General features: G+C 67.2%; 27 protein-coding genes and 1 pseudogene. 17 read left to right on the top strand and 11 right to left on the bottom strand.

The window, feature by feature from the left end; translation table 11 throughout:
• Positions 1 to 17: 17 nt before the first annotated feature.
• Positions 18 to 416, top strand: a complete 399-nt coding sequence (locus tag A5727_RS24635; protein WP_068257110.1) for a type II toxin-antitoxin system VapC family toxin — start codon at positions 18 to 20, stop codon at positions 414 to 416.
• A gap of 619 nt (positions 417 to 1,035) precedes the next feature.
• Here the strand turns inward: A5727_RS24635 and A5727_RS24630 are convergent.
• Positions 1,036 to 1,969: pseudogene (locus tag A5727_RS24630) on the bottom strand (aldo/keto reductase).
• 142 nt (positions 1,970 to 2,111) lie between these two features.
• The gene (locus A5727_RS24625; protein ID WP_068256721.1) at positions 2,112 to 2,966 is read right to left on the bottom strand and encodes an NmrA/HSCARG family protein; all 855 of its coding nucleotides are present in this window, start codon (positions 2,964 to 2,966) and stop codon (positions 2,112 to 2,114) included.
• Between the two features lie 210 nt (positions 2,967 to 3,176).
• Between A5727_RS24625 and A5727_RS24620 the strand changes: the two genes are divergently transcribed.
• Positions 3,177 to 4,529, top strand: a complete 1,353-nt coding sequence (locus A5727_RS24620; RefSeq protein ID WP_197507749.1) for an FAD-binding oxidoreductase — start codon at positions 3,177 to 3,179, stop codon at positions 4,527 to 4,529.
• A gap of 11 nt (positions 4,530 to 4,540) precedes the next feature.
• On the top strand, positions 4,541 to 5,212 hold the full coding sequence (locus A5727_RS24615; protein WP_082950015.1) for a TetR/AcrR family transcriptional regulator: 672 nt from the start codon (positions 4,541 to 4,543) through the stop codon (positions 5,210 to 5,212).
• 13 nt (positions 5,213 to 5,225) lie between these two features.
• On the opposite strand, the gene A5727_RS28550 is transcribed toward A5727_RS24615, so the two are convergent.
• A complete protein-coding gene (locus A5727_RS28550) occupies positions 5,226 to 5,852 on the bottom strand; it encodes a cytochrome P450 (RefSeq protein ID WP_502687711.1) in 627 nt (208 codons plus the stop codon).
• A 651-nt stretch (positions 5,853 to 6,503) separates the two neighbouring features.
• On the opposite strand from A5727_RS28550, the gene A5727_RS27940 reads away from it, so the two are divergent.
• A complete protein-coding gene (locus tag A5727_RS27940) occupies positions 6,504 to 7,091 on the top strand; it encodes a TetR/AcrR family transcriptional regulator (protein WP_068257103.1) in 588 nt (195 codons plus the stop codon).
• Positions 7,092 to 7,167: 76 nt separating this feature from the next.
• Here A5727_RS27940 and A5727_RS24600 read toward each other — a convergent pair whose 3' ends face one another.
• On the bottom strand, positions 7,168 to 8,472 hold the full coding sequence (locus A5727_RS24600; protein WP_068256705.1) for a TrpB-like pyridoxal phosphate-dependent enzyme: 1,305 nt from the start codon (positions 8,470 to 8,472) through the stop codon (positions 7,168 to 7,170).
• A gap of 287 nt (positions 8,473 to 8,759) precedes the next feature.
• Between A5727_RS24600 and A5727_RS24595 the strand changes: the two genes are divergently transcribed.
• Complete coding sequence (locus A5727_RS24595) at positions 8,760 to 9,488, top strand: cutinase family protein (protein WP_068256702.1); 729 nt, start codon at positions 8,760 to 8,762, stop codon at positions 9,486 to 9,488.
• A 17-nt stretch (positions 9,489 to 9,505) separates the two neighbouring features.
• Here A5727_RS24595 and A5727_RS24590 read toward each other — a convergent pair whose 3' ends face one another.
• From A5727_RS24590 to A5727_RS24580, 3 genes are all read right to left on the bottom strand, one after another.
• Positions 9,506 to 10,498, bottom strand: coding sequence for a hypothetical protein (locus A5727_RS24590; RefSeq protein ID WP_068256699.1), 993 nt, complete (start codon positions 10,496 to 10,498; stop codon positions 9,506 to 9,508).
• Positions 10,495 to 11,502 (bottom strand): NAD-dependent epimerase/dehydratase family protein, encoded by a 1,008-nt coding sequence (locus A5727_RS24585; protein ID WP_068256696.1) that lies wholly within the window; start codon positions 11,500 to 11,502, stop codon positions 10,495 to 10,497. Before A5727_RS24585 ends, A5727_RS24590 begins: the two co-directional genes overlap by 4 nt.
• Before the next feature lie 151 nt (positions 11,503 to 11,653).
• Positions 11,654 to 12,274, bottom strand: a complete 621-nt coding sequence (locus tag A5727_RS24580) for a peroxidase-related enzyme (protein ID WP_068256693.1) — start codon at positions 12,272 to 12,274, stop codon at positions 11,654 to 11,656.
• A 115-nt stretch (positions 12,275 to 12,389) separates the two neighbouring features.
• Here A5727_RS24580 and A5727_RS24575 point away from each other — a divergent pair, with 115 nt between their 5' ends.
• The 3 genes from A5727_RS24575 (at position 12,390) to A5727_RS24565 (ending at position 14,402) form a co-directional block, all read left to right on the top strand.
• Positions 12,390 to 12,956, top strand: a complete 567-nt coding sequence (locus A5727_RS24575; RefSeq protein WP_068256688.1) for a dihydrofolate reductase family protein — start codon at positions 12,390 to 12,392, stop codon at positions 12,954 to 12,956.
• Between the two features lie 97 nt (positions 12,957 to 13,053).
• Positions 13,054 to 13,662, top strand: coding sequence for a TetR/AcrR family transcriptional regulator (locus A5727_RS24570; RefSeq protein WP_068256684.1), 609 nt, complete (start codon positions 13,054 to 13,056; stop codon positions 13,660 to 13,662).
• Positions 13,663 to 13,901: 239 nt separating this feature from the next.
• A complete protein-coding gene (locus A5727_RS24565) occupies positions 13,902 to 14,402 on the top strand; it encodes a hypothetical protein (RefSeq protein ID WP_068256681.1) in 501 nt (166 codons plus the stop codon).
• Between the two features lie 5 nt (positions 14,403 to 14,407).
• Here the strand turns inward: A5727_RS24565 and A5727_RS24560 are convergent, their stop codons facing one another.
• Positions 14,408 to 15,127, bottom strand: coding sequence for an MBL fold metallo-hydrolase (locus A5727_RS24560; RefSeq protein WP_068256678.1), 720 nt, complete (start codon positions 15,125 to 15,127; stop codon positions 14,408 to 14,410).
• Between the two features lie 91 nt (positions 15,128 to 15,218).
• On the opposite strand from A5727_RS24560, the gene A5727_RS24555 reads away from it, so the two are divergent.
• Positions 15,219 to 16,823 (top strand): SLC13 family permease, encoded by a 1,605-nt coding sequence (locus A5727_RS24555; RefSeq protein WP_068256675.1) that lies wholly within the window; start codon positions 15,219 to 15,221, stop codon positions 16,821 to 16,823.
• A gap of 13 nt (positions 16,824 to 16,836) precedes the next feature.
• Here A5727_RS24555 and A5727_RS24550 read toward each other — a convergent pair whose 3' ends face one another.
• Positions 16,837 to 17,424, bottom strand: coding sequence for a sigma-70 family RNA polymerase sigma factor (locus A5727_RS24550; protein WP_068256672.1), 588 nt, complete (start codon positions 17,422 to 17,424; stop codon positions 16,837 to 16,839).
• A gap of 293 nt (positions 17,425 to 17,717) precedes the next feature.
• Between A5727_RS24550 and A5727_RS24545 the strand changes: the two genes are divergently transcribed.
• From A5727_RS24545 to A5727_RS24515, 7 genes are all read left to right on the top strand, one after another.
• Positions 17,718 to 18,974: a GTP cyclohydrolase II gene (locus A5727_RS24545; protein ID WP_068256671.1), complete on the top strand. Its 1,257-nt coding sequence runs from the start codon at positions 17,718 to 17,720 to the stop codon at positions 18,972 to 18,974.
• A complete protein-coding gene (locus tag A5727_RS24540) occupies positions 18,971 to 20,194 on the top strand; it encodes a URC4/urg3 family protein (RefSeq protein ID WP_068256668.1) in 1,224 nt (407 codons plus the stop codon). The genes A5727_RS24545 and A5727_RS24540 overlap by 4 nt, the downstream gene beginning before the upstream one ends.
• Position 20,195: 1 nt before the next feature.
• Positions 20,196 to 20,825: a uracil phosphoribosyltransferase gene (upp, locus tag A5727_RS24535; RefSeq protein WP_068256665.1), complete on the top strand. Its 630-nt coding sequence runs from the start codon at positions 20,196 to 20,198 to the stop codon at positions 20,823 to 20,825.
• Positions 20,826 to 20,876: 51 nt separating this feature from the next.
• Complete coding sequence (locus tag A5727_RS24530; protein WP_231992214.1) at positions 20,877 to 21,638, top strand: siderophore-interacting protein; 762 nt, start codon at positions 20,877 to 20,879, stop codon at positions 21,636 to 21,638.
• A gap of 66 nt (positions 21,639 to 21,704) precedes the next feature.
• On the top strand, positions 21,705 to 22,904 hold the full coding sequence (locus A5727_RS24525; RefSeq protein ID WP_068256655.1) for a PP2C family protein-serine/threonine phosphatase: 1,200 nt from the start codon (positions 21,705 to 21,707) through the stop codon (positions 22,902 to 22,904).
• Positions 22,904 to 24,502, top strand: a complete 1,599-nt coding sequence (locus A5727_RS24520; RefSeq protein WP_068256652.1) for a sensor histidine kinase — start codon at positions 22,904 to 22,906, stop codon at positions 24,500 to 24,502. The genes A5727_RS24525 and A5727_RS24520 overlap by 1 nt, the downstream gene beginning before the upstream one ends.
• Positions 24,499 to 24,939: a response regulator gene (locus A5727_RS24515; protein ID WP_068256646.1), complete on the top strand. Its 441-nt coding sequence runs from the start codon at positions 24,499 to 24,501 to the stop codon at positions 24,937 to 24,939. Before A5727_RS24520 ends, A5727_RS24515 begins: the two co-directional genes overlap by 4 nt.
• Positions 24,940 to 24,966: 27 nt before the next feature.
• Here the strand turns inward: A5727_RS24515 and A5727_RS24510 are convergent, their stop codons facing one another.
• Together A5727_RS24510 and A5727_RS24505 are read right to left on the bottom strand one after the other, a co-directional pair.
• Positions 24,967 to 25,887 carry an LLM class F420-dependent oxidoreductase gene (locus tag A5727_RS24510; protein ID WP_068257098.1) on the bottom strand — a complete coding sequence of 307 codons (921 nt, stop codon included), beginning with the start codon at positions 25,885 to 25,887 and terminating at the stop codon, positions 24,967 to 24,969.
• A gap of 60 nt (positions 25,888 to 25,947) precedes the next feature.
• Complete coding sequence (locus A5727_RS24505) at positions 25,948 to 26,532, bottom strand: TetR/AcrR family transcriptional regulator (protein ID WP_068256644.1); 585 nt, start codon at positions 26,530 to 26,532, stop codon at positions 25,948 to 25,950.
• Positions 26,533 to 26,622: 90 nt separating this feature from the next.
• On the opposite strand from A5727_RS24505, the gene A5727_RS24500 reads away from it, so the two are divergent.
• Positions 26,623 to 26,815: acyl-CoA dehydrogenase family protein (locus tag A5727_RS24500; protein WP_197507748.1), on the top strand; the 193-nt coding region annotated here is incomplete at its 3' end.

Below are 26,815 nucleotides of genomic sequence, written 5' to 3'. Positions count from 1 at the left end.
AAACCCAGAGCCGGGGGATGCTGGACACCTCGACGGTGATCCTTTTGGGTCAGATTTCTGACCCGGCCGAGCTTCCCGATGAATCGGTGATCAGCGCGATCACGCTGGCTGAGCTGTCCGTGGGTCCACACGTCGCCAACGACGATGCTGAGCGCGGCGCTCGGCAGCAGCACCTGCAGCAGGCCGAAGCGGACTTCGACGTCCTACCGTTCGATGGAGATTGCGCCCGGGCGTTTGGAGCCGTAGCGGCGGCGCTGCGCGCGGCGGGGCGCAAGCCGACTGCACGCGCCTACGACGCGCTTATTGCGGCCAGCGCAATCGCACATGGAGTGCCGCTGTACACGTGCAACCCCGACGACTTCACGGGAATCCCGCGACTGGAACTACGGTCAGTCACACACCCGCATCACCGATAGGGCAACGTTGAAAGGTGCTGGGAGGCAACAAGATGTGAAGTGCTTTACTTGACATAATGTGGCTTATCGGTACTTTGGTGACCTGCGGCGGTTCGGCCGGATGGGGTTCGTGGGTGCGCCGCTGCGTTCGTCTGCTGCGCTCCCACTGGTCTCGTCACGGCATCTGAGGTGCAGCGGCAAGGTTAGAGCATCTGATGACGTGACGTGCTGCCACTGAGTCGGCCTGCGTGTGGGATGTGCGGGTGTGACCGCCGGGTGGTCGTCAGTCGGCGTCACATAACGCCGCTCGTTCGACGGTTCGGCGACCCCAACCCCGTCCGTCGGTCCACGGGACTGCGCGCCTCCATTCCGTCACTGTGACGTAAAACGCTGCGGTGCAGCACGTTCCAGATGCTGCGGTCATGGCCGACAATGTCGGCCTGATGATTCCTCGGCGTGCGATGCGACAAGACTGCGTGAGAGACGGTCGCTGGGTGCACCTCCTGCGGATGCTCCTGGGTACTTGTCGGCGACGCCTCCCCTCCCGTTTGGCGCCCGATTCAACATTATGTCACAGTGACGAAATCGCGGGGTCAGGTTGGATGCCATTTCCTCTGTGGCGCAGTGATTTTCATCGGCATCAGCCGCCGAAACGAGACTTCAACTCCTCGGGAACGCGCCCGCCCTCGATGTGAATGTGGGCCGCTGTCTCCTCGATGCGCTGCAGGTCGCCGGGAGTCAGCTCGACCTCGAGTGTGCCCAGGTTCTCTTCTAGGCGGTGCAGCTTGGTGGTGCCGGGGATCGGCACGATCCACGGCTTCTGCGCCAGCACCCAGGCGAGCGCGATCTGAGCCGGCGTAGCTCCCTTGTCGCCAGCGATCTGCTGCAGCAGCTCCACCAATGCCTGATTCGCCTGTCGTGCTTCGGGCGTGAAGCGCGGCAGTATGCGGCGCAGATCGTCGTCGGCCAGCGACGTGCCGGAGTTGATTGTGCCGGTCAAATAGCCCTTCCCGAGAGGACTGTAGGCCACCAGGCCAATGCCCAGCTTCTCCAAAGTTGGAATGACCTCGGCCTCATGTTCTCGCATCCAGAGCGAGTACTCACTCTGCAGCGCCGCCACAGGTTGTACAGCATGGGCGCGGCTGATCGTCGTCACACCGGCCTCCGACAATCCGAAGTGCCTGACCTTGCCTTCGGAAATCAGCTCTTTCACCGTGCCGGCCACATCTTCAATGGGTTACGTCTGGGTCGACGCGGTGCTGGTAGAGCAGGTCGATGTAGTCGGTTTGAAGACGCGTGAGCGAGGCCTCAGTCACTCGGCGAATCTGCTCGGGTCGGCTGTCGACACCCGACATCGGGGTCGGCCCGTGTTCTCCGTGCTTGATACCGAACTTGGTGGCTATCACCACCTGGTCGCGCACGGGCGCCAGCGCGTGGCCGACGAGTTCTTCATTGGTATAGGGGCCATAGACTTCGGCGGTGTCGAAGAGTGTCACGCCGCGGTCGACTGCCGCCCGCAGCAGCTTTGTCATCTCGGCGGGGTTCGGGGGCGCGCCGTAGAAGCTCATGCCCATGCAGCCGAGGCCCAGGGCTGAGACTTCGAGTTGTTGTCCGAGTGTGCGCTTCTGCACTGGAGATGCTCCTTCGGGATGGATTGTCTGGCTTACACCGCCGTCTACCTCTGGTGCTGTCAACGGGCACCCACAGCGGGCGCCGTCAGGGTCTCCACTGCTGTGCCAGCCACTGTTCGAAGCTCTCCACCTGCGGGTCCAGTTCTCGGGTCAGCGCACGATCGGCCTGGTAGGAAGGCGGTTGGGCGAACCAGGAGAACATGGCCTGCATGTCGTCGTCGCCCGCGGCGTCGATCGGCAGCGGTTCGAAACGGGCGGGCAGGCCGGCTCGGCGCCCGAAGGCCGCCGCGATCTGAGAACCCGTGAGCTCGTCCCCCGCAATCTCCACCGCGCCGCCCGGCACGCGGGTCGGATCCAACAGTACTGCCGCGGCGACAGCGCCGATGTCCTTCACGGCCACCATCTGCAATGGAATGCCTTCTGCCAGAGGCAGGCGCACGACGACGGTGCCGTCCTCTGGAGTCGGCGGTTGCCGCAGCAGATTGTCGTAGAAGAATGTGGGCCGCACGAAAGTCGCCTCGAGATCCAGTGTTTCGATGTGCTCCTCGACGCGCCGCTTGCTTTCGAAATGCGGGATGCCGGTGTGGCGTTCGGCGCCACCGACCGAGCTGTACACGAGGTGCTGCACCGAGGCCGCCTGTGCGGCGTCGGTGACGGCTATGCCGTCGGCCGTCTCCCCTGCTGTGCCACGGCCTGAACCCATGGTGGTCATGAGAAACACGCGCGATGCTCCCTCGAGTGCCGTTCGAATGGTGTCCGGATTCTCGAGGTCGGCGACCGCCAGTTGGGCCCCAGCCGATGCGAGTGCCTGGGCCGAGGGCTTGTCGGGGTCGCGTACGAGCGCGCGCACCCGCACTTCGGCTTTCAGCAGCGACCGCGCCACCGCTCCACCCTGCTGCCCGGTGGCGCCCACGACAGCAACGATTCCATCGAAAGTCATTGTTGAGAAGTCCCTTTCGGCTCGCCTCCACTTCGACAGGGGCGGTCGGCATGCCGGTCCATGACCGTCGAAGTGTCAGCGTTGCAATCGCCGCCGCACGACCACGCCCCCTGTTCCGGACGAATTATTCCGGATAATGCTATGCTAGTTGCGTGGGGCGGACACGGCAAGGGCACCCCCACCGAAGTTTCGAGCGGGGGGAAGCAGGACATGGCAGGCATGAATCGTGACTTCCTGGTGCCACCGGGCAGCGAGGTGTACCGCGCTGCGACCACGCCGCACAATTCGTCGGTGACGCAGCAGCCGATCGCCGTCGCGCAACCGCAACGTGCTGAGGATGTCGCCGACGTGGTGCGGTGGGCTGCCGAGCATGGTGTGGGCGTCGCCGTCCAGGCGAGCGGGCACGGGGCCGGCGCGACCATCAACGAGGACCGGGTGCTGATCGACACATCGTCGATGACGCAGCTGTCCATCGACGTCGACGCCGGCATCGCGCATGTCGGCGCCGGCATGACGTGGTCAGCCCTCAATGCGGAAGCCGAGGAGTACGGACTGATGGGCTTGGCCGGTTCCTCGCCATCGGTGGCGGTCGCGGGATACAGCTTCGGCGGTGGCGTGGGATGGCTGAATCGTCCGTACGGAATGGCCAGCAACAGACTGCTGGCGGTCGACTACGTCGACGGGGATGGGCGGTTGCGCCGAGCCGCAGACGATGCCGACGACGCGGTGGATCGCGAGGCGCTGTGGGCCTTCCGCGGAGGCGGCGGAGTCGGTGTGGCCACCGCCGTGTCCATCGAGCTCGTGGCCCCGCCGGACCTGTGGGCCGGGTTCCGGCTGTGGCCCATCGATGTGCTGGAACCGGTTGTCGCCGCATGGAGTACCGCCATGGACAGCGTCGGTGACGCGCTGTCGACGAGCATCAGCGTGTTGCACACGCCGCCGGATGCGCCGTTGCCGCCACCGCTGCGCGGCGTCCCCGTGGTGCACCTGGCGTTCGCTTCACCGATGGGACCCGAGACGGCCGCTCCGTTGACGGACGCGCTGCGCGCGGCACCCTCGCCGGTATTCGACAGCCCCTGGGCGCGCGCCGATGCCGCACGGCTGGCCCAGATTCACCTGGATCCCCCTGGGCCGCTGCCTGCCCTGGGCCTGGGTCGGTGGCTGGATGCCAGCGCGACCAGCGTCGCCGCCGAGACTCTGGCGTGGGCGGCCGCGCTGGATTCGCCGGTCAAAATGGTCGAGGTGCGCAACGTCGGACACCCCGACTCAGCGCGGCGGGGCGCCCTCACCGCTGTACCCGGGGCGTTTCTCCTGCACGCCGTCGGACTGGCGGCCGACGACGACTCGCGCGCGGCGACCGAGGACGCCCTGGCCCGGCTGGAGAGCACGGCGGGGCCGGCCGACATCGGCTTAGCGGCGGCCGCCTTTGCCGAGGGCCGCGCTGAGGTCGCCGACGGTCTGCCCGCTGATGCGCTGCAGCGCCTGGTTGCGGTCCGCGCAGCGATCGATCCCCAGGCGCGCATCCTCCCGACGCGGTTGATGGGCGGTGCCGCCGGTGCGTGAGATCCTTGGCTATGCGCACCGACTCTGCACCCGCAGCGCGACGTCGCTCACGTGCTCCCCGCAGCGACGCTGTGGCCAACCGCGAGAAGATCCTCACTGTGGCGGCCGAATTGATCTCGCAGCGCGGACTTCACGTACCACTGGCCGAGATCGCGGAGGCCGCAGGTGTCGGCGTCGGCACGCTGTACCGTGGCTGGCCCGACCGCGTCGCGCTGCTGCACACGCTGGAGCACCGAGCCTACGAGCAGCTGACAGCGATTCTCGATCGCATTGACGAGGCGGGACAGACCGGGGCCGAAGCGGTGGAGACCTATCTCCACGAATCCTTGAACCTCGGCAATCAGCTCGTACTTCCGCTGCGCGGAGCGCCTCCCCTGTTCGACGACGGCGCCGTCGCCGCCCGAGCCCGGATCTTCGCCACGGTCGAGCGGTTCCTTGCCGACGGCAAGAGCGACGGCAGCGTGCGCGTCGACGTCCACGCCTCCGACGTCGTCTACTGCGCGGCGCAGGTCACGAATCCGGCGCCCGACACCCCGGCGCTGAAGAAGCTCGCACGCCGGCACATAGCGCTGTTCATCCACTCGATCCGTTCGCCGGCCGACGAGCCGCTCGCTGAGGCGGCAGTAACCCCGCGCGAGATGGAGAAGTCACTCGCCACACGGGCATCGCGCTACAGCCCTTAGCTGAACGGTCAGCTCATCCGTCCCACACGACATTGAGCCTCGCCGGCGACCGCATCAACGTCCCCTCCACGGTCGGCGGCGGTGCGTCGGGGTCGAGCCGCAGCCCCGGCAGCGAGTCCAGCAGCGCGCGGACGAGCTCCTCGGTCTCCAGCTTGGACAGGTGCATACCGATGCACAGGTGGGCGCCGTTGCCGAAGGCCAGCGCCGGACGATAGGGACGGCGCAGGTCGAACCGGCCCGGGTCGTCCCATCGCGTCGGATCGTGGTTGGCGGCGCCGATCATCACCATGACGGTGGCACCCGCGGGGATCCGTGTTCCCGCGAGTTCGGTGTCGCGGGTGGCGAGTCGGGGAACGAACTGCAGCGGAGTCTCCCACCGCGCCACCTCATTCACCGCCGCGGACAGCGCCGCCGGGTCAGAGCGGACCGCGTCGAGTTGATCGCGATCCGACAGCAGCGCCACCATGAGCGATGACGAGGACCGGTAGGTGGTCTCGGCGCCGGCGGGCAGCAGCAGGCGCAGGAAGGAGAAGATCTCCTCATCGGTGAGGTGCTGGCCGTTGTGCTCGGCGTGGGCGAGCACCGAGATCAGGTCGTCGGTGGGGTTGTCGCGGCGCTGCGCGAGCACCGCGGCGAACATGGCGCCGAGCTTGTCGGCGCTGGCCCGGGCCCGCTCCACATCATAGGCCAGGGTGACGAACTCGATTGCGGAGTAATGGAATTCGGCGTACCGCGCTGGCGGAAGCCCCAGAATGGCGGCGAACGTGCGGACCGGGAACGCGAACAGGAAGCCCTGGACCAGGTCGGCGCGGCGGCGCGGCCGCAGCTCGGCAGTCATCTCCGCGAGCAGGGGGCTGATGAAGCGGGACCGCCACATCTCCATGGTCTTGGGGCCCAGCGACGGCTGCAGCAGACTGCGGTACTCCCGGTGCTCGGGCGGGTCCATCTCGATCACCGTGCGGCCCATGACCTTTCCGATCATGTCGTGCCACGCGATGCTGCTGAATGTGGCGGTGTCCAGCAGCGCCTGCTTCGCAGCGTCGAAGGAGTAGACGCTGAACACCGGCGGTGCGTCCGCGGAGTTGCCGAGGAGGCCCAGGTGCGGCAGGCCGGGGTGCACCTGAGACTCCGAGCGAAGCGTGTCGTAGGCGTCGTAGGGCGCGGGCTGCCCGAATCCGACGGAGAGGTTGAGGGTTTCGAACAGTTTCCACGCCGCATCGTCGTACCCGGAATCGGGCTCGGCAGCAGGTGTCAATTCAGATGCAGGCTGCATGTGGGCTACCGTAACAGTGTGAACCGGCAGCGTCAGGCACTTGCGACCAGAGCCGCGATCATCGCCGCGGCACGCGAACTCTGGGCCGCGCGCGGGTTCTTCGCCACCAGCACCACCGACATCGTCACGGCCGCCGGAGTGGGCACGCGCGGCGCGTTCTATGCGCACTTCGCCGACCGGGAGCAGCTGTTCCTGGCGGTGCTCGACGAGATGCACTCCTGGTTGTCGTCGTCGCTGGTCGCCGCCGCACCCTCCTCGGGGGATCCGTTGGTCGATCTGCAGTCCGTGCTGCTCGGGTTTCTGGACAGTGTCGTCGACGCCCCCGATGTCCAGGCCGTGCTCGTCGACGGCCCGGCGGTGTTCGGCCCGGCGCGCTGGCATCAGATCGAGCAGACTCGCGGCCTGCCTGAGATCGAGGCGCGCGTGGCGGACGCCGTCGCTGCGGGTGTCATCGACCAGCAACCGGTGCGCCCGCTGGCGATGATTCTGCTGATGCTGGTCAATGACACCGCGCTGGTGATCGCCGGCGCCGACGATCGCCGCGCCGCCCGCCGGGACGCCGGCGCCGCACTGTCCCGGCTCGTCGCCGGCCTGCGCACCCGCTGAGCCAGGCGAGCGCGAGTTTCACGGGAGGCGATGGAGCTGCTGATCAGCTGGTCGCTGTCCAGCGCCCGGCAGTGAGCTACTGCAGATTGCCGTCGAGGTACTCCGCGTAGGCCGGCAGATCGAGCTGGCCGTGCCCGGACAGTCCGATGACCACGACCTGCTCGCGCGGATCGTCGGCGACGTGCTTGGCCGCGGCGGCGATGGCGTGTGTCGACTCGGGGGCTGGCACGATGCCCTGCGACCGCGCGAACTGCACTCCGGCGGCGAAGGCGTCATTCTGCGAGATCGCCACGCCCTCAACCAGACCGAGCTCGACGGTGTGGCTCAGCGCCGGCGCCATACCGTGGTAGCGCAGCCCGCCGGCGTGGATCGGGTCGGGCACGAAATCCATACCGAGGGTGTGCATCTTGAGCAGCGGGGTCAGCCCCGCGACGTCGCCGTGGTCGTAGCGGTACTCGCCCTGTGTGATCGACGGGCACGCGGCCGGCTCGGCGGCCACGACCCGTGGGTTCGACCGCCCGTGGATCTTCTCCCGCAGGAACGGGAACGATAACCCGGCAAGATTGGAACCACCTCCGGCGCAACCGAAGACGACGTCGGCACCGTCGGGCTCCACCAATGCCAGCTGTGCGACGGCCTCCTGGCCGATGACGGTCTGGTGCAGCACCACGTGGTTCAGCACGCTGCCGAGTGCATACCGGGTGTCGGGTTCGGAGGCGGCAACCTCGACTGCCTCGCTGACGGCCATGCCGAGGCTGCCCGTCGTGTGCGGATCCTTGGCGAGGATGGCGCGCCCGGCCGCGGTGAGCGTCGACGGGCTCGAATGCACCGTGCCGCCGTAGGTCCGGATGAGATGACCGCGGTACGGCTTGGACTCATAGGAGGCGCGGACCTGCCACACCTCGATCTCGAGGCCGAACTGGGCCCCGGCGAACGACAGCGCACTGCCCCACTGTCCGGCACCGGTCTCGGTGGTCAACTTCTTCACGCCGTCGATGTGGTTGTAATAGGCCTGCGCCACCGCGGAGTTGGTTTTGTGGCTGCCCACCGGGCTGACACCCTCGTACTTGACGTAGATGCGCGCTCCGGTGTTGAGGGCCTGTTCGAAGCGCCGAGCGCGGATCAGCGGGACCGGGCGCCACATCGCGTAGATCTCCCGCACCGGCTCCGGGATCTCGATGTAGGTCTCGGTGGACGCCTCCTGCGCGATCAGTCCGCTGGCGAACAGCGGCGCGAGGTCGTCCGGGCCGACCGGCTCCCTGGTGCCCGGATGCAGGTGCGGCGGGATCGGCTGGTCAAGCTCGGCCGCCAGGTTGTACCAGTGCGTGGGCACCTCAACGGTGACCAGATCCGGATGGGTGGCGCCGAGCTGTTGAGTCATGCCGGACACTGTAGTGGTCGTGTCTCGGCGGCCAGCTGCGCAGGTCAGGACAGCATGGACGCACTCTGCCGGCGAATGCCGAGCCGGTCGGAAGACCGCCTGGGCGGAGCCTCAGGCCGGAGCGCTGCGCTCGAGGAATGCGGGCGTCGTCAAGCGGTCAGGGTGTGACATTTTGGTCACCGATTTCCCACCGTCGTGCACTGCGCTACCCCTACGCTGGCGGGGGCGCCGGATGGCAACTGCCGATCGGTGTGGGGGCTCGACGGTCGGCGCCGCACGACGTCGCAATGGGGGGACGGGAAGTGACTGCTCTGGTGGGGTTCATCCCGCGGCTTCTGGTGGCCGTGATCCTGCTGTCGTTGCCGCTGGCCGTGGCACCGACGACCACTGCCGAACCCTGCCCGGACATCGGTGTGGCCTTCGCGCGCGGCACCGCGGAGCAGCCCGGCCCAGGGGTGGCGGGCCAACGCTTCATCGACTCGCTGCGCGCTCAGGCCGCCCCGAGAACCGTGGGCGTCTACGGCGTGAACTATCCCGCCAGCAGCGACTTCGCCAGCGGCCCGGCGTTCACCATGAACGTCGTCGACGGGGTCCGCGACGAACTCAACCACGTGCGGGGGGTCGTGTCGGTCTGCCCCTCAACCGAGATGGTCCTCGGGGGCTACTCGCAGGGTGCCGCGGTCACCGCGCTCGCCACCTCGGGGGCAGTGCCAGCCGGGGTGGATCCCTCGATGGTGCCCGCTCCCCTGCCCCCTGACGTCGCCGAGAACGTAGCGGCGGTGGTGCTCTTCGGCAAACCGTCCGGACCATCGGTGTTCAAGTACGGGGTCCCCGCGCTCGACGTCGGCCCCGCGTACGCCGGGAGGGCGCAGGAACTGTGCGCACCCGGTGATCCGGTGTGCTCCGGTGGACCCGGAGTCAACGGTGCGCATGTGCAGTATGCGGTCAACGGACTGGCCGATCAGGGCGCGGCCTTCGTGGTGAGCCGGCTGGAGCCCATCCCCGCGCCCATGTGAGGGGCGACAGCGAACCGTCAGGCTTTTCCGCGGGCCAGCGCATACTGACCGGACACGGCGTCCAGGATCTCAGGGGTCAGCATGCCGTTGGCGTACTCGACCCAGCACCAACTGCGGGCCACACGCTGTCCCGACGAGCCCCGGTCCAGACGGCCGAAGTAGTGCAGCGGACTGCCCATGGTGTCGAAGGTGAACGAGTAGTCCTCATCCCCCAGGGACGCCGTGAGGGAGACCAGGTGTCCGTCCTGCAGGCCGGTCTCCGCCGTGATGTCCTCAAAGGTGGTGGTGAGGCCATTTTTGACCAGGTAGCCCGGGCCGAAGTCCAGTCCGTCGCGACCCTGCCAGAAACTGCCGCCGCCGACCTCGCCGTCGTCGTATTCGTGCAGCCACGACACCCACATTCCCTGCAGATGCCGCGCGATCGGGAGTTCGGTGTAGATCATGCCGTCGGGACCGTAGGCGAAGTCCTGATGCGCGTAGCCCGACACCTCGACGCCGTTGATGCTGCCCCTGGCGTGCATCAGCTCATGGCGGTAGAAGACCTCATGGTCGACGCCAGTCTGCCGCGGCACGTGCGTGATGACCGCGTCGCTGATGGGGGTGCCGTGGATCTCCCAGCGCCCGCTCGCGTCATACCAGTGGAACCCGTCGGCATCCCGCTCGATTCGGCCGCTGGGCCACCCCGTCTGAATCCGATCGTCACCGGCCTGGTAGGTCATGGGCTCGAACCAGTCGATGCCGGCGTACTCCGGGAACAGGTGCGGCGGAAATGGGTTGAAACCCGTTGGCAGTGAACGGAATCCGCACACCGGTGAGACGACGTGAGTCATCCCCGCAATGAAGTCGTCGGTGCCGCGCACGCCCCAGTACTGCTGGTCGTCCTCGTCACTCACGACGGCGCCGATCCAGACACCGCTCAGCTGTGCTGCGCTCTGGGGTGCCCAGTCACGGCGGTAGTGCGCCAGTGTCGGAGTGTGACCACGGACGGAGAAACCGATCCCTGTACTCACCTGTGCTCCTTTGAGTTGTGCTCGACGTGGAACTGCGCCGCGCGGGCGATCGAATGTTCCACGGGTTCAGGGCGCCAGCCCAACTCCCGGGTCGCCTTGCCGTGGTCGGCGGGCGACGTCAGATCCATCAACTTCGCCGCATGTGCGTTGAAGGGCCAGTCCTTCCTCAGCACCTTCGCCACCATCCCGGCGACATGGCCAAGGGCGTACACCAGGCCCATCGGGATGCCGAAGCGCGGCGGCTTCTGCCCCACGGCCTGTGCGGCGATGGTCATCAGTTCCCGTTGGCTCATGTACCGATCAGAGATGATGTAGCGCTCGCCGATTCGACCGCGCTCGGCAGCCAGCAGCAGTGCATCGGCCGCATCGTCGAGGCCCACCACCTCAGAACCCACGCCGCGCACGTAGAACGGCATCTTCCCGAGAGCCGCCATCTTGACGAACAGACCCTGGCGGGGGTTGTAGTCCGGTGGCCCGAACGGATTCGACACATTCAGTGCAATCGCGGGCAGGCCCCGCTGCGCGACACAGTCCATGACCAACTGCTCGGCCTGCCGGCGGGAGGCGATGTACCCGCCGCCGTCGGCGGCCCAGTTGAACGGCGTGGTCTCATCGACCGTCTCTCCGTTGCGGCCCACGGCGATGGTCCCGATCGTGCTCAGGAAGAGGAACCGTTTCAGATCCGCCTGCACCGCCACATCGAGGGTGTTCCGGAGGCCTTCCACGTTGGTTCTGAAAAGCGGTGCGGGATCGCGGAGTTCGGCACGGGTGTCGACGACGCAGTAGTAGACCACGTCGCGATCGGTCATGGCCTTGGCCAACGCCTCGGAGTCGAAGACGTCGCCGTAGACCCGTTCGACATCCAATCCGTCGATTCCCCTGGTGGAACTGGTCCTGCGCAGCAGGACCCGGACATCGTCACCACGTTCCACCAGGTGACGGACCACACAGGACCCCACATTCCCGCTGGCTCCCATCACCAGCGCCCTCTGCCGATCCGGCATCGCCCCTCTTTCGTCGCCGTTCTGGCCATGAAATGCAGATGGCCCAACTGTAAGAGCGACGGTGGCGGCATGGGGTGGAATGCCCCGGATTGCCGGAGCACGGGACGACAGCAGGGCCCCGCTGCCGCAGCAGCGGGGCCCTGCGACCGCACTAGTGCTGTGGAACGCCGGTGTACTCCGGGTTCGGCGGGACCGCCAGCGCGATCCCGATCCGGTTGGTGGCGCCGATGAAGGCTGCGATGGAGATGCCCTCCAGGATCAGGTGATCGTCGAGGCCCAGCGCACGCAGGCGGTCGATGTCCGAGTCGCGGATGGACTGTGGATTGTTGTTGACCGCGATCGCCAGGTCGGCGAGCGCGCGTTCCCGCTCGGTGAGTTCGGCGACCTGATGGTGGTCGATGGCCACGCGCTGGCCGAAGGACCAGTCCCCCGCGACCTTGCCGAGCTTGTTGGCGTGGTTGGTGTGGCAGTAGGCGCAGCGGTTCTCACCGGAGACGACGGTCGCGATCACCTCGCGTTCGCGGTCCGTCAGCCCCCCACGGCCGTCGGTGCCCAGCAGTGGCAGCAGGTAGCCGTTGAGCCGGCCCAGGTCGTCTTCGTTCAGCGACAGTGCGCGAAACCAGTTGGAGGTCAGGCCCTCCTCGCGCTGCTGTCTTGTGAAGAATCCCTTCACCGCGGCGTTCTTCAACTCCGCGACCTCGGGCACCTCGAGGCGGGAGATCTTGGCCGGTGCGAGGCCGGTGGTGTCATGGCGTTCTGCGGTGGCGGTCATACGGTCACTGTGCCCGCCTGGTCGGGCGGGGCCAATCATTAAGCGTCGGCTGACTTTAATTGCTGAGGGCGAGCCCGCCGCGATGAGTTCTGCCTCGCGGGGCAGTCTGATGAGCATGGGAAAACTCATCTACGGCTTCAATGTCTCGGTGGACGGGTACATCGCCGACGCGCAGGGCAACATCGACTGGGGCGCTCCGAGCGACGAACTGCACCAGTATTGGAACGACTTCGAGCGGGAGACCGCCCTGGCCTTCTATGGGCGGCGACTCTACGAGCTGATGTCCGCGTACTGGCCCACCGCCGATGACGCCCCGGACGCCAGCCCCCTGATCGTCGATTTCGCCCGGGTCTGGCGCGATATGCCCAAGGTGGTGTTCTCGCGCACCCTGGAGTCCGTCGACTGGAACTCCCGGCTGGAACGCGGCGACCCAGTCGAGGTGGTGAGGAAGCTCAAGGCCGACACCGACGGGAGGCTCGAGGTGGCCGGCGCGACGCTGGCGGGACCGATCGTGCAGGCCGGACTGGTCGACGAGTACCGACTCGTCATCGCCCCCACCGCCGTGGGCGGCGGCATCCCATTCTTCCCGACCCTGCCGTCATGGATCCCGCTTCGACTGGTGGAGAACCGCACCTTTCCTGGCGGCACCGTCCTGCTGCGCTATGAGGATCAACGCGACTGATCTGTGCGGGTTGACGCGAACCCGACCTGATCGGTGCAGCCCACGTATAGTCCCACTGTCGGGCCCCGTCGCCTGACGGAAAGCGATAAGGATCGTTATGCCCTACGTCTCCTCTGAGGAGCGACGTCAGCATTTCATCGACGCCGCCAGAAAGATCATTCAAGAGGACGGACTGGCCAAGGCCACGACCCGGCGCATCGCCGATGCCGCGGGCGCACCATTGGGCAGTCTGCACTACTGCTTCCGAAACAAAGAGGAACTCTTCGAAGCCGTCTCGCACAGCTTCGGTGATGAAGGTCTGAGCGTCGCGGCCAGCAATGTCGCGCCTGGCATGGGTGCGCTGAAAGCGGCCGGCGAGATTCTGCGCACGTTTGCGCACTGGGTCGGCGAAACCCAGAACGCTCAGGTGGGCGAATTCGAGTTCTTATCGTGGGCCATGCGCTCCGAACAGAACAAAGAGATCCCCCGCCGCGTCTACACAAGGTGGGTGAACGGGCTGCGAGACATTCTGGAGTCGGCGGCCACCGGCGGAGACGACGACGATCTCGACCTCGACCGGCTGGCGCGGCTCCTGCTGGCCCTCACCGACGGATTCAACATGCAGGATCGCCTGCTGAGCGAGTCGCAGATCACCGACAACATGGAGGCGATGATCGCCGCCCTCAACGCCGCGGTCGACCATGGCGCGTACCGAAGGTCCACCTGACACAGGTCCAACTGACGAGGTCCACCTGGCGCTGTGGGACTCCTGCGGCGCGGGTGGCGAATTCCTCCGGAATCAAGGCCGCAGCGGTGCCGAAAAGCCGGTGAATGATGCACATTCCCGGCGCACCCGGAATTTCTCATTTCGGCCCATTCGCGGCCACCTGTAAATGGGTGAATCGCACCGGAATTGACCAGGACGATTGTTAGGGTGCCTCAGGCGCTCGACAAAAGGAATGTGAAATGAAAAACATCCGCGTTCTGGTGGTTGCGGCGGCACTCGGTCTGGCGCTGTCGAGCTGCGGAAACTCCCCAACCACGACGGCCGGCGAGACCACTGACACCGCGGCCACGGGGACCGCGACGGCGCAGGACTCACCGGCTCTGAAGACGTCGGCGGATCTGCCCGCGCTGATCCCGGCACCGGCGGACGCGCAGGAGACACGGGGTCCCGATGACATCTCGGACGGCGGCGTGCACATGTTCTTCCGCGTCGACGGTGAACCCGGTTCGGTCATGGACGCCTACCAGTCCGCGCTGGAGGCCAAAGGCTGGCAGGTCACGGTCGTCTCGACATCAGATGGCGACAACGAACGAGGTGGCGGCGGTGCGGTCCTCACCGGCGCGCACGGGGCAGCCTACGGAGTGATCGATGGGGGCGGATACCAGAACAAGACCTTCGTCGACGTGTGCGCGTGGCCGTCCAAGCCCGCCAAGCCGGTCTGCAACCGAGGTGACCGATGACGATGTCAGGACGCGAAAGGGTCTGTCGCGCAGCCAATCCGATGTGAGGCAGCGGTCAGGACTGCTTCCCCGTGGCCGAAGCCGGCCACCTGGGCTCCGGTCGCCGAGAGTGTCGTCAACGCATCACGGGCCCGCGCTCGATCGACATTGAACACCCCGAGGATCACCTGGCCGTGGAATTCCGCCACCGCATCACCGGTCAAGACGGCATCGGCCTCGGGCAGATGCAGTGCGATGCTGCCCGGTGTGTGCCCCGGAACGCCGAGGACTCTCGTCCCGCCGGCGAAAGCGAGCACGTCGCCGTCGCCGACCGCGCGATCAACCCGGCAGGGTGGGCCGTGTGAGGGATCGTTGGAATCGGGGTGCAGCGTGCGCTCCGCCGCCGTGAGCACCGGCAACGGGCCCCGCTCGGCGCCCTGAATGAACGTGACGTCAGGGGCGCCGGCCACCACCTCGACGTCACCCCAGGAGGCGATCTCAGCCGCCGATCCGGTGTGGTCCTCGTGGAAGTGGGTCAGCACCAGCCTGCCGACCTCGGTGCGCCCGCGCCCGAGTGCCGCCAACGCATCGGCGATCAGTCCCGCACTGTCGGGCCAACCGCTGTCGACGAGTGTGACCCCATCGTCGCCGAGCCAGAGGTAGGTGTTCAGCAGGTGTGCGCGCGTACCTGGAATGCGAAGCCGGTACAGACCCGGGGCCATCTGCTGCAGATCTGGGTGCGCCATCTCTGCGACGCTATGCCCGATTCGTGGCACCGCCGCGGGGTTAGGCTCTCAGCGAAAGTGGGCACTCCCCCGAAAAAGACAGGGGGCAGCAGTGACCACGCAGGAACCGGTCGCCAAGACCGACGTCGACAAGGCGCTGCTGGGCAGCGGGACATACCGCAGCCTCGGCGAGCAACGGCTCACCCCGAAAGAGGAGCGCTTCGAAAAGGCCCGTCGCACCGTTGGACTCTTCCTGGCTCCGGTGGTCACCATCGTATTTCTCCTTGTGCCACTGGGCATTCCACCCCAACAGCAGTCCCTCGCGGGAGTTCTGCTCGGTGTGATCGTGCTGTGGGTCAGCGAAGCGGTGCCCATCCCGATCGGCGGCCTCCTCGGTGTGGCCGTCGTGGTGTTCCTCGGCGTCGCGCCCGCCGATGACGTATTGGCGCCCTTCGGCTCGTCGACGATCTTCACGTTCATCGGCGCCTTCATCCTCGCCCAGGCGATGCTCAAGCACGGCCTGGCGCGCCGGTTCGCATTCCGCATCCTGGCACTGCCCCGCGCCGGCAGTTCCACCACCGGCGTCATCCTCTCGTTCGGAGCGATCACCTGCCTGTTGTCGGCGTTCGTCTCCAACACCGCCACAGTGGCGATGCTGCTGCCGACCGCACTCGGCATCGTCGGCGTCATCGCCAAGCTGCTGCAGAAGCAGGGCAGGGTCGAACCCGACTTCGACCCGCTGCGCCTGAAGGTCGGGGCCGCGATCATGCTGATGCTGGCCTATGCCGCGAGCGTCGGCGGCCTGCTGACGCCGGTGGGAAGCCCACCCAATCTCATCGGTCGCGGCCTGATCGAGGAGGCCACCGGTGAGCGCATCACCTTCGGCGAGTGGATGGTCATGGCCGCTCCGATCTGCCTGCTCATGTTCCTCGTCCTGGCCGTGGTGCTGATCAAGCTGAACAAACCGGAGATCAAGAACATCGAGGGTGTCGGCGATTACGTCGAACAGGAACGGCAGGAGATGGGTCGCCTCTCGCGGGCCGAGAAGAACACCCTCGTCGCCTTCGGTGTCACGGTGTCGCTGTGGATTCTCCCGGGCATCGTCGCCCTGGTCGCGGGAAGCGATTCAGACATCTCCAAGACCATCAGCGACAGACTCGACGAGGGCACCGTCGCGGTGTTCGGTGCGGCGCTGCTGTTCCTGCTCCCCACTGACTGGGAGAAGCGGGAGTTCACCCTGCGGTGGCGCGATGCAGCCGGGATCGATTGGGGCACCATCGTTCTGTTCGGGACGGGCATCATCTTCGGATCACTGCTGGCCGACACCGGACTGGCCGAGACGATCGGCAGGTCGGTCTCGGATGCACTGGGTCTGTCGAGCATCATCGCGATCACGGTGTTCGCGGTGCTGCTGGCCATCGTGGTGTCCGAGACCACCAGCAACACCGCATCGGCAGCCGTCGTGGTGCCGATTGTGATCCCAGTGGCCGTCGCCGCGAGCGTCAATCCCTTTGTGCCCGCGCTGGCGGCGACCTTCGCGGCCTCGTTCGGATTCATGCTGCCGGTCTCGACGCCGCAGAACGCGATCGTCTACGGTTCGGGCGCGGTGTCGATCACCACGATGATCCGTTCGGGGATCACCTTCGACATCGCCGGCGCGATCCTGATCATCGCCCTGCTGCCGTTGATGATCGCGTTGATCGGGCTGGGCGCCTGATTCCGACACCCGGTCACGCGCTGCGCCGACGCTCCTGGGCCAGATCCACAAGCATTGCGCGCAGCCGGCTTCGGCCACGGTGCAGTCGTGACATGACGGTGCCGACGGGAGTGCCCATGATCGCGGCGACCTCGCGATACGAGAACCCCTCGATGTCGACGTAGTGCACCGCCATCCGGTACTGCTCGGGCAGTCTGCGCACAGCCTCTCTGACCTCGTCGTTGGCGAGTGCCTCGATGGCTTGGACTTCGGCGGAATGCAGCGATTGCGGCACCACCGGCGAATGATCGAACGCCGACATGAGCTGCCAGTCGGCGATCTCGTCGGTGGCCAGGAGGGCCGGAAGACGCTGCCGTCGGCGATACGCGCTGATGTAGGTGTTGGTCATGATCCGGTACAACCAGGCGATCAGGTTCGACCCCTCGCGAAACGAGTCGAAGGCCGCATAGCCCTTGAGCATCGTCTCCTGAACCAGATCCTCGGCATCGGCCGAATTGCGGGTCATCCCCAGCGCGCCGACGTACAGGCGATCGAGCAGGGGCACGGCGTCACGGGTGAATCGGGCCGTCAACTGGTCGTCTGGTGACTCCGTGCCGTCCATGGTGTGCTCCTCCCCTGGCCCGACTCTGCATCGCACGGGAATCGGTCATGGGAGAACCCTTCTCCCATTGGGGTTGCGTGTCGTCCCTGCTGGCCCCAATCCTCGAGGTCGGGTTTTCGTCCGGGCCCGATGGGGGCTAGCTGTACCCAGACGCCGCCGTTGCAGGTTGACGCGGGGCAGTCGAACATCTGAGCACTCATCCGCATACCCGGCGGCAGGGCCGACAACTGGCTATGCTGGCGCCTTTCCGCAGGCGTGGGTCCTCAAGGCCCACCGGGGACGGGGGGACGGGTATGGCTGCGCAGTCGCAGGCGCCGAACGGCCACATCAGACTGACCTCGCACCGTGGCGGAGTCGGGGCACCGCCGCTGACCTGGGCGGCCCCGACCGCGGAGGCGCGCGGTCCCGTCGTCGGCACGACCACCACCCGCGCGCATCGCAACGTGATCGGAACCCACAGCGGGTCCTACAGCGTGTACCGCGCGCTGGCGGTGGCCGCGGGTGCACTCTCACGCGAGCACCGCGCGGACCTGACCAACACCGCGCCGACCGATGACGTCGGTCCGTATCCGTCCTGGCAGCAGCCGCACGCGATCGTGAGTCTCGACCCGTGGGGTGCGCAGGTGGCCGATGTGTTCGCGGAGCACCTGAGTGCCGGATACGACATCCGACCCACGATCGCGGTCACCAAGGCCCACGTGATCCTGCCCGAGATCGGCGAGGCGATCAGCAGAGGTCGGCTGCGCCCGGACGGGAGGGTTCTGCTCGACAGCGGTGCCGCGCTCGTCACCAAGGCCGCCGTCGAACCGGTATGGCATCTGCCGGGCGTCGCCGCGCGGTTCGGGTGCAGCGAGACCGATCTGCGCCGCGTGCTGTTCGAGGAGACCGGCGGGATGTACCCCGAACTCGTCACCCGCTCGGACCTCGAGGTGTTCCTGCCGCCGATCGGCGGCCAGACGGTGTACATCTTCGGCAGCGCGCGTGACCTTTCGGATCCGTCGATCGAACTGACCGCGCGGGTCCATGACGAGTGCAACGGCTCCGATGTGTTCGGGTCGGACATCTGCACCTGCCGGCCCTACCTCACCCACGCCATCGAGGAGTGCATCCAGGGCGCGCAGCGTGGCGGTGTCGGCCTGGTGGCCTACTCCCGCAAGGAGGGGCGCGCACTCGGCGAGGTCACCAAATTCCTGGTGTACAACGCCCGCAAACGGCAGAGCGGAGGGGACAGCGCCGATCAGTACTTCGCCCGCACCGAATGCGTTGCAGGCGTGCAGGACATGCGATTCCAGGAGTTGATGCCCGATGTACTGCACTGGCTGGGAGTGCGCCGGATCCACCGCCTGGTCTCGATGAGCAATATGAAGTACGACGCCATCACCGGGTCGGGGATCACGGTCGACGAGCGGGTCAACATCCCCGACGAGTTGATCCCGCCCGACGCCCGCGTGGAGATCGACGCCAAGACGGCGGCGGGTTACTTCACTCCCGGTGCGGTTCCCGACGCCGTCGAGTTGAAGAAGGCCAAGGGCCGAGGGCTGCCGGCGTGACTGCCACCCGTGACCTCGATGTGCTTGCGGTGCAGCAGTTGCGAAGCACAGCGGCGGTGCGCGAACGCGCGAACTTCCTGCTGGAGCGGGCCCGCGAGGGCGGCTCGCGCTGGTTCGTCGTCGACGACGACGGCCTGGCGCATGCGGCCGATGAGGTGGCTGCCGAAACGCGGCGTCGCCATCCCGACCTGGATATCCCCTATCACAGCCGATGGCGCCATTTCGAAGCCGGCGGGGAGGATCGAAAAGCACTGCTGGACACCATGCTCGCCGACAGCGCGCCCGCGCGGCGCGCGCACACGTGGGTCGACCTGACGGTGGTCAGTGTGCTGCTCGACGCGGGTGCGGGCCCGTCCTGGCGTTACCGGGAAACCGACACCGGCGGCGTCTTCGCCCGATCCGAGGGATTGGGGGTGGCCAGCTGTCACGCCTTCACCGCCGGGTTGTTCTCCAGTGATCCAGCTGATCCGCTGCGCTGCGATGCGGCCGGACTGCGGGCCCTGACCGTCGCACGTCTGGCCGAGGCCTTCCAGGTGACCGCGGACAACCCCCTGGTCGGACTGGACGGGCGGGTGGCGCTGCTGCACCGGTTCGGTGACGTCCTGGCCCGGCGCGGTGAGGTGTTCGGCGACCTCGGACGGCCTGGATGCCTGTACGACACCTTCGGCGCCGAGCTCACCGCCCACGACCTGCTGTCGACGGTTCTGCAGTTGATGTCCGACATCTGGCCGGCGCAGAACATGATCGGCGACGTCCCGCTGGGCGACTGCTGGCGCCACGACGCCGTGCCCGGCGCAGGCCCGAGCCGGGGCTGGATGCCGCTGCACAAGCTGTCCCAATGGCTCACCTACTCGCTGCTGGAACCGTTCGAATGGGCCGGAGCGGCCGTCCGCGGACTGGACGACCTGACGGGCCTCGCCGAATACCGCAACGGCGGACTGCTCCTGGACACCGCGGCGCTCAGACTCAGAGACCCCGCACTGGCACGGAGAGCCTGGGCCCCCGCCGACGAGTTGATCGTCGAATGGCGGGCCCTGACGGTCGCACTGCTGGACCGGTTGGCTCCCCTGGTTCGGCAGCGCCTCGGTCTGGATGCCGAGCGGCTTCCGCTCGCCCGGGTGCTCGAAGGCGGAACCTGGTGGGCCGGGCGGAAACTGGCTCAGCAGCTGCGCGACGGACTGCCCCCTCTGACGGTCGACAGCGACGGGACGGTGTTCTGACGTGGGTGAACTGCATATCGTCGATCACCCTCTGGTTCAGCACAAGCTGACGCTGCTGCGTCGGAAAGAGGCGTCCACCAAGAGTTTCCGTGAACTCGTCGGTGAGATTGCGGCACTGATGAGCTATGAGGTGCTGCGTGACATGCCCATGCATGAGATTGAGATCGACACACCGCTGGAGCCCATGACCAGCCGGGTCATCGATGGCAAGAAACTTGTGTTCGTCTCGATCCTGCGGGCGGGCAGCGGGATTCTGGACGGCATGCTCTCAGTGGTCCCGAGTGCCCGGGTGGGTCACGTGGGGCTCTACCGCGACCCGAAGACGTTGGTGGCGGTGGAGTATTACTTCAAGCTCCCCGAGGACCTCTCGGAGCGAGATGTCGTGGTCGTGGATCCGATGTTGGCCACCGGGAACTCCGCGGTGGCCGCACTGGACCGGGTCAAGGAGTTCGGCCCGCGGTCGCTGAAATTCGCGTGCCTGCTCACGTGCCCGGAGGGCCTGGCGGCCATGGATCGATTCCATCCCGACGTGCCGATCTACACCGCGGCGGTCGATCGTCGCCTCGATGAGCACGGCTACATCGTGCCGGGCCTTGGAGACGCCGGCGATCGGATCTTTGGTACTAAATGAACGATGGGCCACTCCCCCGCGACAGTCGTGTCAGTCGGTACGCCGGCGCCGATGTTCCGCCGGATCGGCCTGCTCATCGAGGACCCTGAGTCGCTGGGGGTCGCGCCGGCTCCAGACTCCGCGGTCGGCGTCTACTTCTCTCCGGGCGACCCGATGGGACAGGGCCGCACCTACACCGTCCGTCGACAGCTGGGTTCGCGCATCGAGATCGATGTCCTGGTGCACTCCGAGGGCCCCGGCGCGACCTGGGCCCGGACCGCGCGAGAAGGACAGCGCGTCGAACTCGACCACGCCAGGTCGTGGTACCGGACACCGGCATCGGCAGGCTGGCAACTGCTGGTGTGTGACCTCTCGGGACTGCCCGCGGCGGCCCGCATCCTCGAGCAGATCTCGCCGGGCACGCCGGTCGTCGTGGTCGCCGAAGTGCTCGACGACGCTCATCTCGACAGCCTGATGGTCGGTTCCGACGTCACCGTGGTGTCGAGCGTCGGCACCGGAAACGGCACGGGCCCGAGCCGACTGGCCGCGATGGTTCAGGACCTGCAGTTGCCGCAGGATGCCGGTTACTGCTGGTTCGGAGGTGAAGCCGCCCAGTCCCGGACGGTGCGTACACACCTGCGCGCCAGGGGCTGGACGATCGACCAGACCGACATCGCCGGCTACTGGCGGTGGAACTCGAAGGACTGGGACGTGCGGTATGCGCTCGTCGCCGACAGGCTGTTCGCGGACTACCAGCGAGCGGTCGCCGCTGGCAGAGGCGAGAAGGTCGCAGCGGAGGAGTTCGACGAGGCCCTGGAACGCGAAGGGTTATGACACCGCCGCGGTCGATTCGGTATCGTCTGTGCATCACAACGCAACTCTGGTCACACGATCGGTCTCATGACTGAAGCTGGGCACGTGCCACCACCTGTCGACGAGACACGGCACCACAACCTGTCTTTGCTGTTGATCGAAGACGACCGCGGCGACGCCATCCTCGTCGAGGAGCTGGTCGCCGATGCACTGATCGACGCGGAGGTCCTCTGGGCCCCGTCGATGGCCCATGCCGAGAAGCACCTGGCGAGCGCCCGGCCGGACTGCGTGCTGCTGGACATGAACCTCCCCGACTCCGAGGGCACCGCCGCACTGCGGCATGTCCTCGAACTGGACTCGACGATGCCGATCGTCGTGCTCACCGGGCTGGCCGACGAACACTTCGGGGTCTCCGCGGTGGCCTCCGGCGCGCAGGACTATCTGGTCAAGGGCCGCGTCGAACCGGACATGCTGCGCCGCGCCGTGCTCTACGCGGTGGAACGCAAGCGGGCCGAGTTGACCGCGGTCGACCTGCACGCCAGCCAACTGCGCGCCCGCGAGAACGCGCGCCTGGAACGTGGCCTGCTGCCGTCGCCACTGCTGCTCGACGACCCGGGAGTCGACATCGTCGCGCGATATCGGCCCAGCCGGGCCAACGCGCTGCTCGGCGGCGACTTCTACGACTTCGTGCAGACCCCGGACCGCACCGTGCATGTCATGGTCGGTGACGTCGCCGGGCACGGCCCCGACGAAGCCGCCCTCGGTGTGGCGCTGCGCATCGCGTGGCGCGCGCTGACCTTCGCGGGCCTGCGCGGCACCGACCGGATGCGCGAACTCAACCGGATCCTGCGGGTCGAGCGGGCCGGCAGCGGACTCTTCGCGACCGTGATGAGCCTCGCCATCCCGCCGACCGGGCCACTGATCTCCGCGGTTCGGGCCGGTCACCCCGGCATGCTGCTGCATCGCGACGGCCAGGTGGACTGGGTGACCCCGCCGGGTGCGCCGGCACTCGGCGTGCATCTCGGGGACTGGCCCACCGACCGCGTCGAACTGCCCGTCGGCGCCGGCCTGGTGCTGCTCACCGACGGCCTGTTCGAGGGACACTCCGGGCACGGCAACGAGCGACTCGGTGAGGACGGCCTGCTGGAACTGGCGCGCTCGTTGGCGCACCTGCCCGGCGCGGAGTTCGTCGACGCGTTGATCGAGGGCGCCGAGCAGCGCGCGCACGCCAAGGGCGGGATCACCGACGACATCGCCGTGGTCCGCGTCGAGCGATTGACCGCCTGATGCGGCGGCACCGATGGCAGCTGACCGTCCAGGGCTGGCTCGTCGTGGTGCTGTCGGTGATGGGTGCGGTGGTGCTCGTGGGTGCGGGGTTCGCCGGCTATCTGCTCTACCGTGCGGATCAGGTCTCGCACGAACTGAGCGAGGACATCCAGCCCGCCAGGGTGGCCGCCTACCGCATGCAGGCCGCGATCCGTGACCAGGAGACCGCACTGCGCGGTTATCTGATCTCCGCGGACAGGGATTTCCTCGTCCCCTACTACGACGGGATCCGGGCCGAGGCCGACGCGGCCGCAGAGATCCGCGATCACGTCGCGGATAGACCCACCCTGATCGCCGATCTCGACGCAATCCAACAGGCCGCGGCCCGGTGGCGCGCGGACTACGCCGAACCCGCGATCCGTTCGGTCACGCCGGGTGAGACGTCGGTCATCGACGCCCGCGACCTGCAGACCGGGAAGGCGGAGTTCGACCGGATCCGCAGCATGTTCGACGGCCAGAGCCAGCACCTGACCGACATCCGGTCGGAGTGGATCGTCGATCTGGACCGTGCGCAGTCCTGGCGCAACTGGGTGCTGCTCGGTGTGCTGCTGGTGTTCCTGGTGACCTCGGCACTGCTGGCGGTGCTGGTGCGCAGTGCGGTGACCCGCCCCCTCGAGGCGCTGGCCGCCGCGTGCCGGCGCATCACCGAAGGGCACTTCAATGAGCGGATCGTGCCCCAAGGGCCCAAGGACATCCGCGCGATCGCCGCGGACGTCGAGGACATGCGGCAGCGCATCGTCGACGAGTTGGAGGTCTCCCGCGCGGCGCGCCAGGCCCTCGCCGAGCAGGCGGAGGCGCTCGACGAGCAGGCCATCGAACTGCGCCGTTCCAACGCCGAGCTCGAGCAGTTCGCCTACGTCGCCTCGCATGACCTGCAGGAGCCGCTGCGCAAGGTCGCGTCGTTCTGCCAGCTGCTGGAGAAGCGCTACGGCGGCAAACTCGACGACCGCGGCCACGAGTACATCAAGTTCGCAGTCGACGGCGCCAAACGCATGCAGATCCTGATCAACGACCTGCTCGCGTTCTCGCGGGTGGGTCGGTTGAACTCCACCCTGGCCGAGGTGGACCTCGGGGCCGCCCTCGATGTGGCCGTGGACAACGTCGCGACCGCGATCGAGGAGTCCGAAGCCGAGATCATCCGCCCCGAGCGGCCGTTGCCCACGGTCACCGGAGATCCCACGCTGCTGACCATGTTGTGGCAGAACCTGGTGAGCAACGCCGTGAAGTTCCGTCGCCCCGATGAGCGGCCGCGGATCGTCGTCACCTGCGAGTCCTCGCTCGGCGAGGAGTCGATGCACCTGCTGACCGTGACCGACAACGGGATCGGGATCGGCGAGGAGTTCGCGGAGAAGGTCTTCGTGATCTTCCAACGCTTACACGGTCGTGACGCGTATACGGGAACCGGTATCGGGTTGGCATTGTGTAAGAAGATCGTGGAGTATCACGGCGGGGGCATCTGGATCGACACCTCCCACACCGAGGGAACACGCATCTGTTTCACGTTGCCGCGCGTGGTCGATGTGCCGGCTGCCACCGCCGAGGAAGGGACCACTGTATGACGCCCGATGCCCGACCGATCGACGTGCTGTTGGTCGAAGACGACCCCGGTGATGAGCTGATCACTCGTGAGGCCTTCGAGCACAACAAGATCAACAACACGTTGCATGTCGCGCATGACGGCGAGGAGGGGCTGGACTTCCTGTACCGGCGGGGGGCCTACGAACATGCGCCGCGCCCCGACCTGATCCTGCTGGATCTCAACCTGCCCAAGTACGACGGCCGTCAGCTGCTGGAGAAGATCAAGTCCGACGCCGACCTGTGCCACATCCCGGTGGTGGTGTTGACCACGTCGTCGGCCGAAGAGGACATCCTGCGCAGCTACAAGCTGCACGCGAACGCCTATGTGACCAAGCCGGTCGACTTGGACCAGTTCATGGGCGCGGTGCGGCAGATCGACGAGTTCTTCGTCCAGGTCGTGCGGCTGCCGCCGTCCTGACGGTGCACTGATCGCGTCCCGGGGGCCTCAGATCGCCTCGATCACCGTCGCCCGGAACCTGTCGACCGCCTCCAGCGCGTGGGTCAGGCTGTCGCCCGGGATGCCCACGTGCACCCACGTCACCCCCGCGTCGGCCAACCGCTGCAGTTCATCCAGGTAGGCGTCGGCGTTGAAGTCGTCGTCGCCGGGGCCCGCCGGGGTGAACGGCGAGATGGCGACGTCGACGCCGTGCGGATCGCGACCCGCCTCCTCGAGTCGGCGTCGCAGATCGGTGATCCCCGTCGCGAGCCGCTCGACCGAGTCCAGCGGTGCCGTCCTGGCGGCCTGGGCCAGACCCGGGGGCGCAGGGAAGGGACACCAGCCGTCGCCATGCTCGACCACACGGCGGCGGGCCGCGGCGGTGTTGCCGCCGATCCAGATCGGTGGATGCGGCGTGGCGACCGGACGGGGATGAGCGGTGATCCCCTGCGCGGTGAAGTGCGCACCCTCGAACGTCAGGTCGTCGGTGGTCCAGACCGCGCGGATGGCGGCCAACGCCTCATCGAAAAGCGCTCCGCGCTCATCGAATTCGACACCGAGGGCGGCGAACTCCTTCTTCATGTAGCCCACGCCGACCGCGAGGGTGAACCGCCCGTTCGACAACAGATCCAGGGACGCGCCGGCCTTGGCGACCACGAACGGGTTCCGATACGGCAGGACGATGATGTTGGGGACCAGGCGCAACGTGGTGGTGTGGGCCGCCGCGAAACTCATCGCCACAAACGGGTCCAGGGCGTCGTGGCCGCCGTTCTCAAGCCAACGGTGTGACGGTGCCGGATGGTCGGTGAACCCGAACCCCGCGAAGCCCGCCTTCTCCGCCGCGACCGCCAGATCGATGATCCCCTGCCCTGAGGCCAGCTCCGGGTTATAGGGATGGGAGTGCATCGGGTGGGTGATGGTGAAGCGCATCCTGGTGAGGTCCATAGCGCCGACGACGTTACACCTCACGCACTGTTTGTATAGCCGTGTTCAGGCGTTGATGCCCGCGGTCAGGATCGCCGCCAGCTCCCGGTAGGCCGCCGCGTCGTCGAGACCGGTGTGATCATGCACTCGGCCCTGCTGGATGGACACCATCATGGTCGCGGCCAGTTCACCGGCGAACGCCGCGTGCACATCGCGGAACTCCCCTGCCGCCACACCATCGGCGATCAGCTGCTGCACGCGCCGCGACGCGATGCGGGTGTTGGTCTCATAGACCTCCCGCGCCGGGGCGAAGCCGTTGAGATCGGCCATGAACTGCGGGGAGGCCGACCCGAGCGCGCGTCCCACCGCCGCCAGATAGCTCGCGATGCGGTCACGGGCGGGCGCCGCCGAGGCCACCGCGCGCTCGACGTCCTCGGTGGCGGCTCGGAAGAAGTGCACCGTGACCGCGCGCACCAGATCGTCCTTGCTGCGGGCCAGGGTGTACAGCGTGGACTTCGAGCAGTGCAGACGCGCGGCGATGTCGTCGAGAGTCAGATGAGCGAAGCCCTGGTCGAGGAAGAGCGCGAGCAGTTGATCGAACAGGACGCCACGGCGCGCCGTGGGAAACGTGGGAGATCGACCTGCGCTCACAGGCCAAGAGTACTGGGATGGTTGCTGTAGTACTGTCGGCAGTACTGAATCGTGACCTTCAGTACTACTGGCCCTGCGGAAGGGGAACCTGTGCCCGTCGACCGACTACTGCCCGACGCCGATGCGCGCGACCTCATCGCGCTTGCCCGCGACGTCGCCGACAAGGTTCTCGCACCGCGCGTGGACGAATGCGAACGCAACGAGACCTACCCCGACGGGGTGTTCGGCACCCTGGGCGAGGCGGGACTGCTCAGCCTGCCCTACCCCGAGGAGTGGGGCGGCG

The organism is Mycobacterium sp. ACS4331 (assembly GCF_001667265.1).
In the GTDB taxonomy this organism is placed as follows: domain Bacteria; phylum Actinomycetota; class Actinomycetes; order Mycobacteriales; family Mycobacteriaceae; genus Mycobacterium.
Note: the sequence above shows the minus strand (reverse complement) of the source record. Positions and strands in the feature narration are given on the sequence as shown.

Bases quoted from the DNA above. Each gene is read 5' to 3' on its own strand.
- A5727_RS24635 (WP_068257110.1), top strand. From the start codon at position 18: ATGCTGGACACCTCGACGGTGATCCTTTTGGGTCAGATTTCTGACCCG.
- A5727_RS24625 (WP_068256721.1), bottom strand. From the start codon at position 2,966: ATGACTTTCGATGGAATCGTTGCTGTCGTGGGCGCCACCGGGCAGCAG.
- A5727_RS24620 (WP_197507749.1), top strand. From the start codon at position 3,177: ATGGCAGGCATGAATCGTGACTTCCTGGTGCCACCGGGCAGCGAGGTG.
- A5727_RS24615 (WP_082950015.1), top strand. From the start codon at position 4,541: ATGCGCACCGACTCTGCACCCGCAGCGCGACGTCGCTCACGTGCTCCC.
- A5727_RS28550 (WP_502687711.1), bottom strand. From the start codon at position 5,852: ATGTTCGCCGCGGTGCTCGCGCAGCGCCGCGACAACCCCACCGACGAC.
- A5727_RS24600 (WP_068256705.1), bottom strand. From the start codon at position 8,472: ATGACTCAACAGCTCGGCGCCACCCATCCGGATCTGGTCACCGTTGAG.
- A5727_RS24595 (WP_068256702.1), top strand. From the start codon at position 8,760: ATGGGGGGACGGGAAGTGACTGCTCTGGTGGGGTTCATCCCGCGGCTT.
- A5727_RS24585 (WP_068256696.1), bottom strand. From the start codon at position 11,502: ATGCCGGATCGGCAGAGGGCGCTGGTGATGGGAGCCAGCGGGAATGTG.
- A5727_RS24580 (WP_068256693.1), bottom strand. From the start codon at position 12,274: ATGACCGCCACCGCAGAACGCCATGACACCACCGGCCTCGCACCGGCC.
- A5727_RS24575 (WP_068256688.1), top strand. From the start codon at position 12,390: ATGGGAAAACTCATCTACGGCTTCAATGTCTCGGTGGACGGGTACATC.
- A5727_RS24570 (WP_068256684.1), top strand. From the start codon at position 13,054: ATGCCCTACGTCTCCTCTGAGGAGCGACGTCAGCATTTCATCGACGCC.
- A5727_RS24565 (WP_068256681.1), top strand. From the start codon at position 13,902: ATGAAAAACATCCGCGTTCTGGTGGTTGCGGCGGCACTCGGTCTGGCG.
- A5727_RS24560 (WP_068256678.1), bottom strand. From the start codon at position 15,127: ATGGCGCACCCAGATCTGCAGCAGATGGCCCCGGGTCTGTACCGGCTT.
- A5727_RS24550 (WP_068256672.1), bottom strand. From the start codon at position 17,424: ATGGACGGCACGGAGTCACCAGACGACCAGTTGACGGCCCGATTCACC.
- A5727_RS24545 (WP_068256671.1), top strand. From the start codon at position 17,718: ATGGCTGCGCAGTCGCAGGCGCCGAACGGCCACATCAGACTGACCTCG.
- A5727_RS24530 (WP_231992214.1), top strand. From the start codon at position 20,877: ATGTTCCGCCGGATCGGCCTGCTCATCGAGGACCCTGAGTCGCTGGGG.
- A5727_RS24525 (WP_068256655.1), top strand. From the start codon at position 21,705: ATGACTGAAGCTGGGCACGTGCCACCACCTGTCGACGAGACACGGCAC.
- A5727_RS24520 (WP_068256652.1), top strand. From the start codon at position 22,904: ATGCGGCGGCACCGATGGCAGCTGACCGTCCAGGGCTGGCTCGTCGTG.
- A5727_RS24515 (WP_068256646.1), top strand. From the start codon at position 24,499: ATGACGCCCGATGCCCGACCGATCGACGTGCTGTTGGTCGAAGACGAC.
- A5727_RS24510 (WP_068257098.1), bottom strand. From the start codon at position 25,887: ATGCGCTTCACCATCACCCACCCGATGCACTCCCATCCCTATAACCCG.